Source organism: Polaribacter sp. L3A8 (assembly GCF_009796785.1).
Classification (GTDB): Bacteria; Bacteroidota; Bacteroidia; order Flavobacteriales; family Flavobacteriaceae; genus Polaribacter.
Map to the genome: position 1 here is coordinate 3952394 of NZ_CP047026.1, position 14198 is coordinate 3966591.

General features: G+C 34.0%; 27 protein-coding genes. All 27 read left to right on the forward strand.

All coding sequences use genetic code 11. The annotated features are described in order from the left end of the window. The first annotated feature begins 3 nt into the window (after window positions 1–3). The 27 genes from fusA (at window position 4) to rpsK (ending at window position 14172) form a co-directional block, all read left to right on the forward strand. Window positions 4–2121: an elongation factor G gene (fusA, locus tag GQR92_RS16395; RefSeq protein ID WP_158841414.1), complete on the forward strand. Its 2118-nt coding sequence runs from the start codon at window positions 4–6 to the stop codon at window positions 2119–2121. A gap of 19 nt (window positions 2122–2140) precedes the next feature. After that, window positions 2141–2446: a 30S ribosomal protein S10 gene (gene rpsJ / locus GQR92_RS16400; RefSeq protein ID WP_004568745.1), complete on the forward strand. Its 306-nt coding sequence runs from the start codon at window positions 2141–2143 to the stop codon at window positions 2444–2446. A gap of 282 nt (window positions 2447–2728) precedes the next feature. Then, window positions 2729–3346: a 50S ribosomal protein L3 gene (rplC, locus tag GQR92_RS16405; RefSeq protein ID WP_105050445.1), complete on the forward strand. Its 618-nt coding sequence runs from the start codon at window positions 2729–2731 to the stop codon at window positions 3344–3346. After that, window positions 3346–3975 (forward strand): 50S ribosomal protein L4, encoded by a 630-nt coding sequence (gene rplD, locus GQR92_RS16410; protein WP_158841416.1) that lies wholly within the window; start codon window positions 3346–3348, stop codon window positions 3973–3975. Before rplC ends, rplD begins: the two co-directional genes overlap by 1 nt. Before the next feature lie 8 nt (window positions 3976–3983). Beyond that, window positions 3984–4274: a 50S ribosomal protein L23 gene (gene rplW, locus GQR92_RS16415; RefSeq protein ID WP_158841418.1), complete on the forward strand. Its 291-nt coding sequence runs from the start codon at window positions 3984–3986 to the stop codon at window positions 4272–4274. Window positions 4275–4286: 12 nt separating this feature from the next. Further along, window positions 4287–5111: a 50S ribosomal protein L2 gene (rplB, locus tag GQR92_RS16420; RefSeq protein WP_158841420.1), complete on the forward strand. Its 825-nt coding sequence runs from the start codon at window positions 4287–4289 to the stop codon at window positions 5109–5111. A 6-nt stretch (window positions 5112–5117) separates the two neighbouring features. Next, on the forward strand, window positions 5118–5396 hold the full coding sequence (gene rpsS / locus GQR92_RS16425) for a 30S ribosomal protein S19 (protein ID WP_158841422.1): 279 nt from the start codon (window positions 5118–5120) through the stop codon (window positions 5394–5396). 6 nt (window positions 5397–5402) lie between these two features. Then, complete coding sequence (gene rplV / locus GQR92_RS16430; protein ID WP_158841424.1) at window positions 5403–5807, forward strand: 50S ribosomal protein L22; 405 nt, start codon at window positions 5403–5405, stop codon at window positions 5805–5807. An 11-nt stretch (window positions 5808–5818) separates the two neighbouring features. Then, complete coding sequence (rpsC, locus tag GQR92_RS16435; RefSeq protein WP_158841427.1) at window positions 5819–6544, forward strand: 30S ribosomal protein S3; 726 nt, start codon at window positions 5819–5821, stop codon at window positions 6542–6544. Between the two features lie 22 nt (window positions 6545–6566). Further along, on the forward strand, window positions 6567–6998 hold the full coding sequence (rplP, locus tag GQR92_RS16440; RefSeq protein WP_158841429.1) for a 50S ribosomal protein L16: 432 nt from the start codon (window positions 6567–6569) through the stop codon (window positions 6996–6998). Between the two features lie 11 nt (window positions 6999–7009). Further along, window positions 7010–7201, forward strand: coding sequence for a 50S ribosomal protein L29 (gene rpmC / locus GQR92_RS16445; RefSeq protein WP_100947456.1), 192 nt, complete (start codon window positions 7010–7012; stop codon window positions 7199–7201). 20 nt (window positions 7202–7221) lie between these two features. Continuing rightward, window positions 7222–7479 carry a 30S ribosomal protein S17 gene (gene rpsQ, locus GQR92_RS16450; protein ID WP_065320234.1) on the forward strand — a complete coding sequence of 86 codons (258 nt, stop codon included), beginning with the start codon at window positions 7222–7224 and terminating at the stop codon, window positions 7477–7479. 1 nt (window position 7480) lies between these two features. Next, window positions 7481–7849 (forward strand): 50S ribosomal protein L14, encoded by a 369-nt coding sequence (rplN, locus tag GQR92_RS16455; RefSeq protein ID WP_068451523.1) that lies wholly within the window; start codon window positions 7481–7483, stop codon window positions 7847–7849. A 12-nt stretch (window positions 7850–7861) separates the two neighbouring features. Further along, the gene (gene rplX, locus GQR92_RS16460) at window positions 7862–8164 is read left to right on the forward strand and encodes a 50S ribosomal protein L24 (protein ID WP_158841431.1); all 303 of its coding nucleotides are present in this window, start codon (window positions 7862–7864) and stop codon (window positions 8162–8164) included. Window positions 8165–8172: 8 nt separating this feature from the next. Continuing rightward, the gene (gene rplE / locus GQR92_RS16465; RefSeq protein ID WP_158841433.1) at window positions 8173–8724 is read left to right on the forward strand and encodes a 50S ribosomal protein L5; all 552 of its coding nucleotides are present in this window, start codon (window positions 8173–8175) and stop codon (window positions 8722–8724) included. 3 nt (window positions 8725–8727) lie between these two features. Further along, complete coding sequence (gene rpsN / locus GQR92_RS16470) at window positions 8728–8997, forward strand: 30S ribosomal protein S14 (protein WP_158841435.1); 270 nt, start codon at window positions 8728–8730, stop codon at window positions 8995–8997. Between the two features lie 164 nt (window positions 8998–9161). Then, the gene (gene rpsH / locus GQR92_RS16475; RefSeq protein WP_158841437.1) at window positions 9162–9560 is read left to right on the forward strand and encodes a 30S ribosomal protein S8; all 399 of its coding nucleotides are present in this window, start codon (window positions 9162–9164) and stop codon (window positions 9558–9560) included. Between the two features lie 9 nt (window positions 9561–9569). Beyond that, window positions 9570–10115, forward strand: a complete 546-nt coding sequence (gene rplF, locus GQR92_RS16480) for a 50S ribosomal protein L6 (protein WP_158841439.1) — start codon at window positions 9570–9572, stop codon at window positions 10113–10115. An 11-nt stretch (window positions 10116–10126) separates the two neighbouring features. Then, window positions 10127–10477 (forward strand): 50S ribosomal protein L18, encoded by a 351-nt coding sequence (rplR, locus tag GQR92_RS16485; RefSeq protein WP_158841441.1) that lies wholly within the window; start codon window positions 10127–10129, stop codon window positions 10475–10477. A gap of 3 nt (window positions 10478–10480) precedes the next feature. Next, on the forward strand, window positions 10481–11005 hold the full coding sequence (gene rpsE / locus GQR92_RS16490; protein WP_158842221.1) for a 30S ribosomal protein S5: 525 nt from the start codon (window positions 10481–10483) through the stop codon (window positions 11003–11005). A gap of 11 nt (window positions 11006–11016) precedes the next feature. Beyond that, entirely contained in the window at window positions 11017–11199 is a 183-nt protein-coding gene (gene rpmD / locus GQR92_RS16495) for a 50S ribosomal protein L30 (protein ID WP_068451547.1), read from the forward strand. 14 nt (window positions 11200–11213) lie between these two features. Further along, the gene (rplO, locus tag GQR92_RS16500) at window positions 11214–11663 is read left to right on the forward strand and encodes a 50S ribosomal protein L15 (protein ID WP_158841443.1); all 450 of its coding nucleotides are present in this window, start codon (window positions 11214–11216) and stop codon (window positions 11661–11663) included. A gap of 13 nt (window positions 11664–11676) precedes the next feature. After that, on the forward strand, window positions 11677–12999 hold the full coding sequence (secY, locus tag GQR92_RS16505; RefSeq protein WP_158842223.1) for a preprotein translocase subunit SecY: 1323 nt from the start codon (window positions 11677–11679) through the stop codon (window positions 12997–12999). Window position 13000: 1 nt separating this feature from the next. After that, a complete protein-coding gene (infA, locus tag GQR92_RS16510; RefSeq protein ID WP_004568721.1) occupies window positions 13001–13216 on the forward strand; it encodes a translation initiation factor IF-1 in 216 nt (71 codons plus the stop codon). 13 nt (window positions 13217–13229) lie between these two features. Continuing rightward, complete coding sequence (ykgO, locus tag GQR92_RS16515) at window positions 13230–13346, forward strand: type B 50S ribosomal protein L36 (protein WP_004568720.1); 117 nt, start codon at window positions 13230–13232, stop codon at window positions 13344–13346. Continuing rightward, a complete protein-coding gene (rpsM, locus tag GQR92_RS16520; protein ID WP_036825726.1) occupies window positions 13346–13711 on the forward strand; it encodes a 30S ribosomal protein S13 in 366 nt (121 codons plus the stop codon). Before ykgO ends, rpsM begins: the two co-directional genes overlap by 1 nt. A gap of 77 nt (window positions 13712–13788) precedes the next feature. Beyond that, the gene (gene rpsK / locus GQR92_RS16525) at window positions 13789–14172 is read left to right on the forward strand and encodes a 30S ribosomal protein S11 (RefSeq protein ID WP_036825729.1); all 384 of its coding nucleotides are present in this window, start codon (window positions 13789–13791) and stop codon (window positions 14170–14172) included. Window positions 14173–14198 lie beyond the last annotated feature (26 nt).

A 14198-nucleotide genomic window follows, 5' to 3' on the forward strand; every position in this document is an offset into this window, starting at 1 on the left:
GAAATGGCTAGAGATTTAAAATATACAAGAAATATTGGTATTGCAGCGCATATTGATGCTGGTAAAACCACAACTACTGAACGTGTATTGTTTTATACAGGTGTTTCTCACAAGATTGGTGAGGTGCATGATGGAGCAGCTACGATGGACTGGATGGAGCAAGAGCAAGAAAGAGGTATTACAATTACTTCTGCTGCAACTACTTGTACTTGGCAATTTCCAAAAGAAAATGCTGAAGTTCTTCCAGAGACTAAAGATTACCATTTTAATATTATTGATACTCCAGGTCACGTTGATTTTACTGTAGAAGTAAATAGATCATTACGTGTTTTGGATGGTTTAGTTTTCTTATTTTCTGCAGTTGATGGTGTTGAGCCTCAATCGGAAACTAACTGGAGACTTGCTGATAACTATAAAGTGCCTCGTATCGGATTTGTTAATAAAATGGACCGTCAAGGATCTGATTTTATGATGGTTTGTGGTCAGGTAAAAACAATGTTAGGTTCTAATGCAGTGCCAATTGTTTTAAATATTGGTGATGAAGAGAACTTTAAAGGTATTGTAGATCTAGTTAAAAATAGAGCTATTATATGGCATGAAGAAGGAATGGGAGCAACATTTGATGTTGTTGATATTCCTGAAGATTTAAAAGAAGAAGCTAAATTATTACGTGCTAATCTTATTGAAGAAGTAGCAAGTTATGATGAGAATCTTTTAGAGAAATTTATGGAAGATGAGAATTCTATTACAGAAGATGAAGTGCATGCTGCACTTAGAGCTGCTGTTATGGATATGGCTATCATTCCTATGATTTGTGGTTCTGCGTTTAAAAACAAAGGTGTTCAGTTTCTTTTAGATGCTGTATGTCGTTACTTGCCTTCTCCGATGGATAAGGAAGGTATTGTTGGAATAAATCCAGATACTGAAGAAAAAGAATTACGTAAGCCAAATGTAGATGAACCTTTTGCTGCTTTAGCATTTAAAATTGCTACGGACCCTTTTGTTGGTCGTTTAGCATTTTTTAGAGCATATTCTGGTCGTTTAGATGCAGGTTCTTATGTTTTAAATAACCGTTCAGGTAAAAAGGAACGTATTTCTCGTATTTATCAAATGCATGCGAATAAGCAAAATGCAATTGATTATATTGAAGCTGGAGATATTGGTGCTGCTGTAGGTTTTAAATCTATTAAAACAGGAGATACTTTAACTGCTGAAAAATTCCCTCTTGTATTAGAGTCTATGGATTTTCCAGACCCAGTAATTGGTATAGCTGTAGAGCCTAAAACAAAAGCAGATGTAGATAAATTAGGTATCGGACTTGCTAAGTTAGCAGAAGAAGATCCTACTTTTACAGTGCGTTCAGATGAAGCTTCAGGACAGACTATTATTTCTGGAATGGGAGAGTTACATTTAGATGTACTTGTAGATCGTTTAAAACGTGAGTTTAAGGTTGAAGTTAATCAAGGACAACCTCAGGTAGAATATAAAGAAGCAATCACTGCTGTAACTGATCATAGAGAAGTTTATAAAAAGCAATCTGGTGGTCGTGGTAAATTTGCTGATATTGCATTTACTATTGGACCAGCTGATGAAGGTGTTCAAGGTTTACAATTCGATTCTGTAATTAAAGGTGGTAATGTTCCTAGAGAATTTGTTCCTTCTGTAGAGAAAGGTTTCAGAGAAGCTATGAAGAATGGTCCTTTAGCAGGTTACGAAATGGATTCAATGAAAGTTACTTTAAGAGATGGATCTTTCCACGCAGTGGATTCTGATGCATTATCTTTTGAGTTAGCTGCAAGAATGGGGTATAAAGCTTCTGCAAAATCTGCAAAAGCAAAAATCATGGAACCTTTAATGAAGGTTGAAGTGTTAACTCCTGAAGCTAACATGGGTGATATCGTTGGAGATTTAAATAGAAGAAGAGGTCAGGTTAATGACATGAGTGATCGTGCTGGATCTAAAGTTGTAAAAGCAATTGTTCCTTTATCTGAGATGTTTGGATATGTAACAGCTTTAAGAACGATGTCTTCTGGTAGAGCAACTTCTACTATGGAATTTTCACACTATGCAGAAACTCCTTCAAATGTATCTGAAGAAGTAATCGCAAAATCAAAAGGATAATCTACTTAATAATTACAAGATGAGTCAAAAAATTAGAATTAAATTAAAGTCTTACGATTACAATTTAGTAGATAAATCTGCTGAAAAAATCGTAAAGACGGTAAAAAGTACTGGAGCTGTAGTAAACGGACCAATACCATTACCAACACATAAAAAGATTTTTACTGTATTACGTTCTCCACACGTAAACAAAAAATCTAGAGAGCAATTTCAATTAGCTTCATACAAAAGATTGTTAGATATCTATAGTTCTTCTTCGAAAACTATTGATGCTTTAATGAAACTTGAGTTGCCAAGCGGTGTAGAAGTTGAGATCAAAGTATAAGTAAATATTAACTTTCGGTTTAATTTTGTTAAACCGAAAGTTTTTTATACTTTTGCAATCCGATTTATAGTCGGAACACTATTTTTTGAGTAAAATTGAAAAATGGTAACATGTCCAGAGCGTTTCGCGAAGGAAAAACGGAAAAAACAAAATCAGCGTTGAATTTGTTTGCGCTGTTTTTTTTGGTTGAAACTTAAAGGACGAGAATGAAACAATTGTTTCGAAAAAATAATTATTAATAGACGCGCTGGATAAATATCTATCGTCTAAAATTTTAACTAAATGTCTGGGTTAATAGGAAGAAAGATTGGAATGACCAGCTTATTTGATGAAAACGGGAAGAATATTCCTTGTACAGTAATCGAAGCAGGTCCTTGCGTAGTTACCCAAGTCAGAACCGAAGAGGTTGACGGGTACACTGCGTTGCAACTTGGTTTCGATGACAAAAAGGCGAAGAGTTCTAACAAAGCGTTAGACGGTCACTTTAAAAAAGCTGGCACCACTGCTAAAAGAAAAGTCGTTGAATTTCAAGGGTTTGAAGAAGAGTATAAATTAGGAGATTCTATCACAGTATCTCACTTTGAAGAAGGTGAGTTTGTTGATGTGTCTGGAGTTTCAAAAGGAAAGGGTTTCCAAGGTGTTGTAAAGCGTCATGGGTTTGCTGGTGTAGGTCAAGCTACTCACGGTCAGCATAACCGTTTAAGAGCTCCGGGTTCTATTGGTGCTGCATCTTATCCTGCAAGAGTGTTCAAAGGAATGCGTATGGCAGGTAGAATGGGTGGAGATAAAGTGAAAGTTCAAAACTTAAAAGTATTAAAAGTAGTTGCTGAAAAGAACTTACTTGTTGTTAAAGGAGCAATTCCTGGACACAAAAATGCTTTTGTAACTATTCAGAAATAATGAAAGTAGCTGTTTTAGATATTACAGGAAAAGATACAGGTAGACAAGTTGAACTTTCTAGCGATGTATTTGGTATTGAGCCTAATAATCATGCTATTTATTTAGATGTTAAGCAATACTTGGCGAATCAACGTCAAGGAACGCACAAGTCTAAAGAAAGAGCAGAAATTACAGGTTCTACAAGAAAGATAAAAAAACAAAAAGGTACTGGTACTGCAAGAGCAGGTTCTATCAAGTCTGGAGTTTTTAGAGGTGGTGGTCGTATGTTCGGTCCAAGACCAAGAGATTATTCTTTTAAATTGAATAAAAATTTAAAGCGTTTAGCACGTAAGTCTGCTTTAAGTATTCAAGCAAATGATAAGAATTTAGTAGTAATTGAAGATTTTAACTTTGAATCACCAAAGACTAAAAACTTTTTAGATGTTTTAAAAGCATTAGAATTAGAAACTAAAAAATCTTTATTTGTGTTAAGTAATGAAAATGCGAATGTGTATTTATCATCACGTAACTTAAAAAAGGCTAAAGTTGTTAAAGCTTCAGAAATTAATACTTATGGTGTTTTAAATGCTAATAAAGTAGTAATTACAGAAAGTTCTTTAGAAGGAATTAATACAAACTTAAGTAAATAGGGTTCATAATGAGTATTTTAATAAAACCTATTATCACGGAAAAAGCTACAAACGATAGTGAATTATATAATCGCTTTACGTTTGTTGTAGATAAAAAAGCTAATAAATTAGAAATTAAAGGTGCTGTTGAAAAAGCATACGGAGTTTCTATATTAAGCGTTAAAACTTTAAACTATCCAATTCAAAGAAATACTAAGTTTACTAAAAAAGGTTTAGTAACTGGTATTAAGAGTGGATACAAAAAGGCTATCGTTCAAGTAGCAGAAGGAGAAAGCATTGATTTTTATAACAATCTTTAAGAAAAGACAAAAATGTCAGTTAGAAAATTAAAACCAATAACACCAGGTCAGCGTTTTAGAGTTGTAAATGGGTTCGACACCATAACAACTGATAAGCCGGAGAAAAGTTTACTTGCTCCGAAAAAACGATCTGGAGGTCGAAACAGTCAGGGTAGAATGACAACTCGTAACATCGGGGGTGGTCATAAACAAAGATACCGTATTATCGATTTTAAAAGAGATAAAGCAGGTATTCCCGCAACAGTTAAAACTATAGAGTACGATCCAAATCGTACAGCATTTATTGCTTTACTTAGTTATGCTGATGGAGAAAAGCGTTATGTAATAGCACAAAACGGTTTAACAGTAGGTCAAACAATTGTAGCAGGTAGTAGCATTGCGCCAGAAGTTGGTAATGCAATGCCATTAAGCGAAATTCCTTTAGGAACTACAATTTCTTGTATAGAATTACGTCCAGGACAAGGAGCTGTTATGGCTCGTTCTGCAGGTTCTTTTGCTCAGTTAATGGCAAGAGATGGTAAGTACGCAACAGTTAAGTTACCTTCTGGTGAAACAAGATTAATCTTGTTAACTTGTTTAGCTACTATTGGTGTTGTATCTAATTCAGATCATCAATTACTAGTATCTGGTAAAGCAGGTAGAAGAAGATGGTTAGGTAGAAGACCTAGAGTTAATGCAGTAAGAATGAATCCTGTCGATCACCCAATGGGTGGTGGTGAAGGTCGTGCTTCTGGAGGTCATCCAAGATCTAGAAATGGTATTCCTGCTAAAGGATTTAAAACTAGATCTAAGACTAAAGCTAGTAATAAGTACATTATAGAACGTAGAAAGAAATAATAAGTTATGGCAAGATCATTAAAAAAAGGACCTTACGTTCACTATAAATTAGAGAAAAAAGTGTTAGCTAATGTAGAGGCTGGTAGCAAAACTGTAATTAAAACTTGGTCTAGAGCAAGTATGATTACTCCAGATTTTGTTGGACAAACAATTGCTGTTCATAACGGACGTCAATTTGTACCAGTTTATGTAACAGAAAACATGGTAGGGCATAAATTAGGCGAATTTTCACCAACTCGTTCTTTTAGAGGACACGCTGGTGCAAAAAATAAAGGAAAAAAATAGTAGGATATGGGAGTTCGTAAAAAAAACATGGCAGATCAGTTAAAAGCAGATAGAAAGCAACGTGCTTTCGCGAAGCTTACTAACTGTCCTACATCACCGAGAAAAATGCGTTTAGTCGCAGATCAGATAAGAGGAGTAGAAGTTGAAAAAGCTTTACAAATCTTAAAGTTTAGCCCAAAAGAAGCTTCAATTAATTTAGAGAAATTGTTATTGTCTGCAATTGCAAACTGGCAAGCTAAAAATGAAGATGCATCTATTGAAGAAGCTAAGTTGTTTGTAAAAACAATTTGCGTGGATAGCGCAGGAATGTTAAAGAGATTAAGACCAGCTCCACAAGGGCGTGCTCATAGAATTCGTAAGCGTTCTAATCACGTTACTTTAGAGTTAGGTAGTAAAAATTTAAGCAATTAATTAAAGTAGAAATGGGACAAAAAACAAATCCAATAGGGAATCGTTTAGGAATCATCAGAGGTTGGGAATCTAACTGGTACGGTGGTAATGACTACGGAGATAAATTAGCTGAAGATTTTAAAATAAGACAGTATGTTAATGCTAGATTATTTAAAGCAAGTGTTTCTAGAGTAATTATAGAGCGTACATTAAAACTTGTAACCGTTACTATCACTACTGCACGTCCAGGTATCATTATTGGTAAAGGAGGTCAAGAGGTAGACAAGTTAAAAGAAGAGCTTAAAAAAATTACTGGTAAAGAAGTTCAAATTAATATTTTTGAAATTAAACGTCCAGAATTAGATGCAAAATTAGTTGCAGTTAGTGTTGCTCGTCAAATAGAAAATAGAATTTCTTACAAGAGAGCGACTAAGATGGCTATTCAGGCTACTATGCGTATGAACGCTGAAGGAATTAAAATTCAAATTTCAGGTCGTTTAAATGGAGCTGAAATGGCACGTTCAGAACATTATAAAGAAGGAAGAATTCCACTTTCTACTTTTAGAGCTGATATTGATTATGCACTTGTAGAAGCTCATACTCAATACGGAAGACTAGGTGTTAAAGTATGGATTATGAAGGGTGAGGTATATGGTAAAAGAGAATTGTCTCCATTAGTTGGTTTGTCTAAAAAACAAGGCGGTAATAAAGGTGGTGGTGATAGATCTAAACGTCAACAACCTCGTAGAAGAAAATAATTTTTAAAATTAGAAATTAAAAATGTTACAGCCAAAAAGAGTAAAATACCGTAAGGTACAGAAGGCGAAAGGAAATATGACTGGTATTTCTGGTAGAGGAAATCAACTTTCTAATGGAATGTTTGGTATCAAATCTTTAGACCAGAACTTGTTAACTTCTCGTCAAATAGAAGCAGCTCGTATCGCGGCAACTCGTCATATGAAAAGAGAAGGTCAGTTATGGATTAAAGTTTTTCCAGACAAGCCTATCACTAAGAAACCTTTAGAGGTACGTATGGGGAAAGGGAAAGGAGCTCCAGATCATTTTGTTGCAGTTATTAAACCAGGTAGAATTTTGTTTGAAATTGGTGGAGTACCAATTGATGTTGCAAAAGAAGCTTTACGTTTAGCAGCTCAGAAACTTCCAGTTAAAACGAAGTTTGTAGTAGCAAGAGATTTTGATATTAACGCATAATTCTAAATAAAATGAAACAATCTGAAGTAAAAGAATTATCTATAGCTGATCTTAATGAGAAGCTTGGAGCGTTGCAAAAGAATTATACTGATCTTAAAATGGCTCACGCAATAACTCCTTTGGAGAATCCATTGCAATTGAGAGGATTAAGAAGAACTGTAGCAAGAATTGCAACAGAATTAACAAAAAGAGAATTACAATAATTCTATAGTCAGTTTTAAAGATGGAAAAAAGAAATCTTAGAAAAGAGAGAATTGGTGTTGTTTCTAGTAACAAAATGGAAAAATCTATTGTTGTTGCAGAAACTAAGAGAGTAAAGCACCCAATGTACGGTAAATTCGTATTAAAGACGAAAAAGTATGTTGCACACGACGAACAGAATGATTGCAACGAAGGAGATACTGTTAGGATCATGGAAACAAGACCTATGAGTAAATCTAAACGTTGGAGATTAGTAGAAATCCTAGAAAGAGCTAAATAATATGTTACAGACAGAATCAAGATTAAAAGTCGCAGATAACACTGGAGCAAAAGAAGTTTTAGTGATTAGAGTTTTAGGAGGAACAAGAAAACGTTACGCAAGTATTGGAGACAAGATTGTTGTAGCTGTTAAATCTGCAACTCCTAACGGAACTGTAAAAAAAGGTCAAGTATCTAGAGCAGTTGTTGTAAGAACGAAAAAAGAAGTAAGACGTAAAGACGGATCATACATCAGATTTGATGATAACGCTTGTGTACTTTTAAATCCTACAGAGGAGATGAGAGGAACACGTGTTTTTGGCCCTGTTGCACGTGAGCTTCGTGAGAAACAATTCATGAAAATAGTATCATTAGCACCTGAAGTGCTTTAAATCATTAATAAGATGAAGAAGTTCAAAATAAAATCAGGAGATACTGTAAAAGTAATTGCAGGAGATCATAAAGGATCTGAAGGTAAAGTTTTACAAATCATTAAAGATAAGGATAGAGTATTGGTAGAAGGTGTTAACTTAGTTTCTAAGCACACTAAACCTAGTGCTCAAAACCCTCAAGGTGGTATTGTAAAGAAAGAAGCTTCACTTCACATATCTAACTTAATGTTAGTAGAAGATGGTGTAGCTGTGAGAGTAGGTTATAAGGTTGATGGAGATGCTAAAACTAGAGTCTCTAAAAAAACTAAAAAATAAGAATAATCATGAGTTACGTACCAAGATTAAAAGCAGAATACAAGGAAAGAGTTATAAGTGCTCTTACTGAAGAATTCAGTTATAAGAATGTAATGCAAGTGCCAAAATTAGAAAAAATTGTTGTTTCTAAAGGTGTTGGCGCTGCAATTGCAGATAAGAAATTAATAGATTATGCTTTAGAAGAGTTGACTAAAATTACTGGTCAAAAAGCGGTTTCTACAATGTCTAAAAAAGATATTGCTGCATTTAAATTACGTAAAGGGATGCCAATTGGTGTTAAAGTTACTTTACGTGGAGATAAAATGTACGAATTTTTAGACAGATTAGTTACAGCTTCTTTACCTCGTGTAAGAGACTTTAACGGTATAAAAGCTAATGGATTTGATGGAAGAGGTAATTACAATTTAGGTATTACTGAACAAATCATCTACCCAGAGATTAATATTGATCAAGTGAAGAAAATTAACGGTATGGATATTACTTTTGTAACATCTGCAGATACTGATAAGGAAGCGAAGTCATTATTAGGAGAATTAGGTTTACCATTCAAAAAAAATTAAGAAATGGCTAAAGAATCAATGAAAGCTCGCGAACGTAAGAGAGCGAAAACAGTTGCAAAATATGCAGAAAAGAGAAAAGCTTTAAAAGAAGCTGGAGACTATGATGCATTGCAAAAATTACCAAAGAATGCATCACCAGTTAGAATGCATAATAGATGTAAATTAACTGGTCGTCCAAAAGGGTATATGAGACAATTTGGTTTATCTCGTGTTACGTTTCGTGAAATGGCTAATCAAGGATTAATACCAGGTGTTAAAAAAGCATCTTGGTAGAAATCAAAAAATAAAGCTTATAAATAAAAATAGAATGTGTATCTTTGCACGCTCTATTTTTTTTGAGTATAAGAATTTTAACTGATTATAGGTTCATTTATCACAGAGAAATCTGTAGCATAAATAGAGGTAATTGAAAACCGTAATCGCAATTTTATATAAATATGTATACAGATCCAATCGCGGATTTTCTTACAAGGGTAAGAAATGCAATCGCAGCAGGACACAGAGTAGTGGAAATTCCAGCTTCAAACTTGAAGAAGGAAATGACTAAAATTTTGTTTGATCAAGGGTATATTTTAAGTTATCAGTTCAATGACGATAAAGTTCAAGGAACAATTAAGATCGCTTTAAAGTACGAAAGAGACACAAAAGAGTCAGTAATTAGAAAAATTCAACGTATCAGTACACCAGGTTTACGTAAATATGTTGGCTCTACAGAGATGCCAAGAGTATTAAACGGACTTGGAATTGCTATTATTTCTACATCTAAAGGTGTAATGACAAATAAAAAAGCACGTCAAGAGAATGTTGGAGGAGAAGTTTTATGTTACGTTTATTAATCTAAGGAAATGAGTAGAATAGGAAAAAATCCCGTTAGCATTTCACAAGGTGTAGATGTAAACATAAAAGACAATGTAGTTACCGTTAAAGGAAAATTAGGTGAGTTAACTCAGACTATTTCTGAAGGTATTACAGTAAAAATTGAAGATGGTATTATCACTTTAGATAGAGCATCTGAAAGTAAAAACCATAAAGCGCAACATGGTTTAATGAGAGCTTTAATCAATAATATGATTGAAGGTGTGAGTAAAGGTTGGACTAAGGATTTAGAATTGGTTGGTGTTGGTTATAGAGCATCTAATCAAGGACAAAAATTAGATTTAGCTTTAGGTTTCTCTCATAATATTGTTCTTGAAATTGCTCCAGAAGTAAAAATTGAAACAGTATCTGAGAAAGGGAAAAACCCGATCATTAAATTATCTTCATTTGACAAACAACTTGTTGGTCAAATAGCTGCTAAGATTCGTTCTTTCAGAGCACCAGAGCCTTATAAAGGAAAAGGTGTGAAGTTTGTTGGTGAAATATTAAGAAGAAAAGCAGGTAAATCTGCATAATATATAGTATTATGGCATTATCAAAGCTACAAAGAAGAGTTAGAATTAAGCGTAGAATTAGAAAGATTATTTCTGGTACAGCTACTAAACCAAGATTATCGGTTTTTAGAAGTAACAAAGAAATTTACGCTCAATTAGTAGACGATGTAAACGGAGTAACAATTGCTTCAGTTTCATCTAGAAATAAAGAAATACAAGCAGGTACAAAAACTGAGCAGGCAACTGCAGTTGGTAAAACAATCGCGGAGAAAGCTACTAAAGCAGGAGTTGAAACGGTTGCTTTCGATAGAAACGGATATTTATATCACGGTAGAGTTAAAGTATTAGCAGACGCTGCAAGAGAAGCGGGTTTAAAATTTTAAGAAATTATGCAAGGTTATAAAAACGTAGAAAGAGTAAAGCCAAGTGGGTTAGAACTTGTAGATAGATTAGTAGGCGTTCAGCGTGTTACTAAAGTAACAAAAGGTGGTAGAGCATTTGGTTTCTCTGCAATCGTTGTTGTTGGAGATGGTAATGGTGTTGTTGGTCATGGATTAGGTAAATCTAAGGATGTTGCATCTGCAATTGCAAAAGCAATTGAAGACGCAAAGAAAAACTTAGTTAGAATACCTATTTTAGAAGCTACTTTACCTCATGAGCAAAAAGGTAAGTTTGGTGGAGCAAAAGTGTTCCTTAAGCCTGCTTCTCATGGTACAGGAGTTATTGCTGGTGGTGCTGTAAGGCACGTATTAGAGTCAGTAGGTATACATGATGTATTATCAAAATCTCAGGGATCATCAAATCCTCATAACGTAGTTAAAGCAACTTTTAATGCTTTATTACAATTACGTAGTGCAGCAGCTATTGCTAAACAAAGAGGAATTTCTTTAGAGAAAGTATTTAACGGATAAATCTAAGAACGATGGCAAGAATTAAAGTTACACAAGTAAAAAGTCAAATCGGACGTCTTCAGAGTCAAAAGAGAACTTTAGAGGCATTAGGTTTACGTAAAATGCACCAAACTGTAGAACATGAGGCAACTCCTTCTATAGTTGGTATGGTAAATACAGTTAAACACTTAGTTTCTTTCGAAGAAATTAAATAAGATATTTAGAAAAAATGAGTTTACATAATTTAACACCAGCAGAAGGTTCCATTAAAAAAGGAAAAAGAATTGCAAGGGGTGAAGGATCTGGAAAAGGTGGTACCGCTACAAGAGGTCACAATGGTCAGAAATCTCGTTCAGGTTATTCTAAAAAGATTGGTTTTGAAGGAGGGCAAATGCCACTTCAAAGACGTGTACCTAAATTTGGTTTCACGAACATAAATCGTATTGAATACCAAGGTATCAATTTAGATAAATTACAATCTTTAGTTGATAGTGGAAAGATAACAGATACAGTTAATTTAGATACTTTAATTGCTAATAGATTGGCAAGAAAAAACGACTTAATAAAAATATTAGGTGGTGGAGAGTTAAAGGTTAAATTAAATATAACTGTACATAAATTTACAGCAACAGCAAAAGCGGCTATAGAAGCTGCTGGAGGAGAAGCTGTTACTTTATAACATCCCGTAAATGATGAAATTGATAAATAGATTAAAAGACATTTTCAGTATTGAAGAATTGAAGAATAAAATTCTTCTTACGATCGGTTTAATTGCTGTATATCGTTTTATGGCTTCTGTTCCTTTACCAGGAATAGATCCCTTACAACTATCAGCTTTAAAAGAAAGTACTTCTGGAGGTCTTTTAGGTTTATTAAATGCATTTACAGGAGGAGCATTTGCAAGAGCCTCAGTTATGGCACTTGGTATTATGCCTTATATTTCTGCATCTATTGTAGTTCAGTTAATGGGAATTGCGGTTCCTTATTTACAAAAACTACAGAAAGATGGAGAAAGTGGACGTAAAAAAATTACACAAATAACTAGATGGTTAACTATTGGTATTACTTTGGTGCAAGCACCAACGTATATTACTGCTATTAAAACTCAATTTGGTCTTGGACCTGAGGCTTTTTTAGTAAGTGGGCCTACTTTTTGGGTTTCATCTATCATCATTCTTACTGCAGGAACAATTTTTGCAATGTGGTTAGGTGAGCGTATTACAGACAAGGGAGTTGGTAATGGTATTTCATTATTGATTACAGTAGGTATACTCGCTAATTTTCCAGCTGCTTTTTTACAAGAGTTTGTTGCTAAAACAACAAATGCCGGAGCAGGTGGTCTTATGATGGTTTTAATAGAAATAATTGTTTGGTTTGTGGTAATTTTATTAACTGTGCTATTAGTAACTGCTGTTCGTAAGATTGCAGTTCAATATGCTAGAAGAACAGTTGTCGGAAATGTTCAAAACGTTGCAGGTTCAAGAGATTATATTCCTTTGAAACTAAATGCAGCAGGTGTTATGCCAATTATCTTTGCACAAGCAATTATGTTTTTACCAGTTGCTTTGGCTCAGAGATTTCCAGCAATTGCTAGTTTACAAGATATGAATGGTTTAGGGTACAATGTAATATTTGCATTGTTAATTATCATCTTTAGTTATTTCTATACTGCAATTACTATTCCTACGAATAAAATGGCAGATGATTTAAAACGAAGTGGTGGTTTTATACCAGGTATTAGACCAGGAAAAGACACAGCAGATAGATTAGATTCTGTATTATCTAGAATTACGTTCCCAGGTTCGTTATTTTTAGCAGGATTATCAATCTTACCTTCTATTGTAGTTCAGTTTGGAGTACAGCATAGTTGGGCCATGTTTTATGGTGGTACATCATTAATAATTATGGTTGGAGTTGCAATTGATACGTTGCAACAAATTAATTCGTACTTATTAAATCGTCATTATGATGGTTTAATGAAGGCGGGGAACAGCAACAGAAAATCGAATAAATAATATGGCTAAACAATCAGCAATTCAACAAGACGGAACAATTACAGAAGCATTATCTAATGCAATGTTTCGTGTAGAATTAGAAAATGGACATATTGTTACGGCACACATTTCAGGTAAAATGCGTATGCATTATATCAAATTATTACCAGGAGATAAGGTGAAATTAGAAATGAGCCCTTACGATTTATCAAAGGCAAGAATTACTTACAGATACTAAAAAAACAAAACAGATGAAAGTTAGAGCATCAGTTAAAAAAAGAAGTGCCGACTGCAAAATAGTTCGCAGAAAAGGTAGATTATACGTGATTAATAAACAAAATCCTAGATTTAAACAAAGACAAGGGTAATGGCAAGAATAGCAGGTATTGATATTCCAAAGAATAAAAGAGGAGTTATCGCTTTAACTTACATCTTTGGTATAGGAAGCAGCAGAGCAATTAAAGTTCTAGCAGAAGCAAAAGTAGATGAGAGCATCAAAGTTCAAGATTGGACTGATGATCAAATCGCAGCAATTAGAGAACAAGTAGGATCTTTCACAATTGAAGGAGAATTACGTTCTGAGGTACAGTTAAACATCAAACGTTTGATGGATATCGGTTGTCAAAGAGGAATTCGTCATAGACTTGGTCTTCCATTAAGAGGACAAAGAACTAAGAATAACTCTCGTACAAGAAAAGGTAAGAGAAAAACTGTAGCTAACAAGAAAAAATAAGTTAGATAAAGTAATAAAGATCTAATAATAGTTTTTACTATAAAGTTAGAAAACTAAATTACTAAAACTGAAAAATTATGGCAAAAGCAAGTTCAAAAAAGCGTAAAGTAATAATTGATGCTATAGGAGAAGCACACGTAACTGCATCTTTTAACAACATCATTATTTCTTTAACAAATAAAAAAGGAGATGTTATTTCTTGGTCATCTGCAGGTAAAATGGGTTTTAGAGGTTCTAAAAAGAATACTCCATATGCAGCTCAATTAGCAGCAGAAGATTGTGCAAACGTTGCAAAAGAAGCAGGTTTACGTAAAGTAAAAGTTTATGTAAAAGGACCAGGTAATGGTAGAGAATCTGCTATTAGATCAATTCATAATGCAGGTATCGAAGTAACAGAAATTATTGATGTTACACCTATTCCTCATAACGGTTGTCGTCCTCCTAAGAGAAGAAGAGTATAATTAAATATTTTAACTTGATGGGAATC

Bases quoted from the DNA above. Each gene is read 5' to 3' on its own strand.
- fusA (WP_158841414.1), top strand. From the start codon at position 4: ATGGCTAGAGATTTAAAATATACAAGAAATATTGGTATTGCAGCGCAT.
- rpsJ (WP_004568745.1), top strand. From the start codon at position 2,141: ATGAGTCAAAAAATTAGAATTAAATTAAAGTCTTACGATTACAATTTA.
- rplC (WP_105050445.1), top strand. From the start codon at position 2,729: ATGTCTGGGTTAATAGGAAGAAAGATTGGAATGACCAGCTTATTTGAT.
- rplD (WP_158841416.1), top strand. From the start codon at position 3,346: ATGAAAGTAGCTGTTTTAGATATTACAGGAAAAGATACAGGTAGACAA.
- rplW (WP_158841418.1), top strand. From the start codon at position 3,984: ATGAGTATTTTAATAAAACCTATTATCACGGAAAAAGCTACAAACGAT.
- rplB (WP_158841420.1), top strand. From the start codon at position 4,287: ATGTCAGTTAGAAAATTAAAACCAATAACACCAGGTCAGCGTTTTAGA.
- rpsS (WP_158841422.1), top strand. From the start codon at position 5,118: ATGGCAAGATCATTAAAAAAAGGACCTTACGTTCACTATAAATTAGAG.
- rplV (WP_158841424.1), top strand. From the start codon at position 5,403: ATGGGAGTTCGTAAAAAAAACATGGCAGATCAGTTAAAAGCAGATAGA.
- rpsC (WP_158841427.1), top strand. From the start codon at position 5,819: ATGGGACAAAAAACAAATCCAATAGGGAATCGTTTAGGAATCATCAGA.
- rplP (WP_158841429.1), top strand. From the start codon at position 6,567: ATGTTACAGCCAAAAAGAGTAAAATACCGTAAGGTACAGAAGGCGAAA.
- rpmC (WP_100947456.1), top strand. From the start codon at position 7,010: ATGAAACAATCTGAAGTAAAAGAATTATCTATAGCTGATCTTAATGAG.
- rpsQ (WP_065320234.1), top strand. From the start codon at position 7,222: ATGGAAAAAAGAAATCTTAGAAAAGAGAGAATTGGTGTTGTTTCTAGT.
- rplN (WP_068451523.1), top strand. From the start codon at position 7,481: ATGTTACAGACAGAATCAAGATTAAAAGTCGCAGATAACACTGGAGCA.
- rplX (WP_158841431.1), top strand. From the start codon at position 7,862: ATGAAGAAGTTCAAAATAAAATCAGGAGATACTGTAAAAGTAATTGCA.
- rplE (WP_158841433.1), top strand. From the start codon at position 8,173: ATGAGTTACGTACCAAGATTAAAAGCAGAATACAAGGAAAGAGTTATA.
- rpsN (WP_158841435.1), top strand. From the start codon at position 8,728: ATGGCTAAAGAATCAATGAAAGCTCGCGAACGTAAGAGAGCGAAAACA.
- rpsH (WP_158841437.1), top strand. From the start codon at position 9,162: ATGTATACAGATCCAATCGCGGATTTTCTTACAAGGGTAAGAAATGCA.
- rplF (WP_158841439.1), top strand. From the start codon at position 9,570: ATGAGTAGAATAGGAAAAAATCCCGTTAGCATTTCACAAGGTGTAGAT.
- rplR (WP_158841441.1), top strand. From the start codon at position 10,127: ATGGCATTATCAAAGCTACAAAGAAGAGTTAGAATTAAGCGTAGAATT.
- rpmD (WP_068451547.1), top strand. From the start codon at position 11,017: ATGGCAAGAATTAAAGTTACACAAGTAAAAAGTCAAATCGGACGTCTT.
- rplO (WP_158841443.1), top strand. From the start codon at position 11,214: ATGAGTTTACATAATTTAACACCAGCAGAAGGTTCCATTAAAAAAGGA.
- secY (WP_158842223.1), top strand. From the start codon at position 11,677: ATGAAATTGATAAATAGATTAAAAGACATTTTCAGTATTGAAGAATTG.
- infA (WP_004568721.1), top strand. From the start codon at position 13,001: ATGGCTAAACAATCAGCAATTCAACAAGACGGAACAATTACAGAAGCA.
- ykgO (WP_004568720.1), top strand. From the start codon at position 13,230: ATGAAAGTTAGAGCATCAGTTAAAAAAAGAAGTGCCGACTGCAAAATA.
- rpsM (WP_036825726.1), top strand. From the start codon at position 13,346: ATGGCAAGAATAGCAGGTATTGATATTCCAAAGAATAAAAGAGGAGTT.
- rpsK (WP_036825729.1), top strand. From the start codon at position 13,789: ATGGCAAAAGCAAGTTCAAAAAAGCGTAAAGTAATAATTGATGCTATA.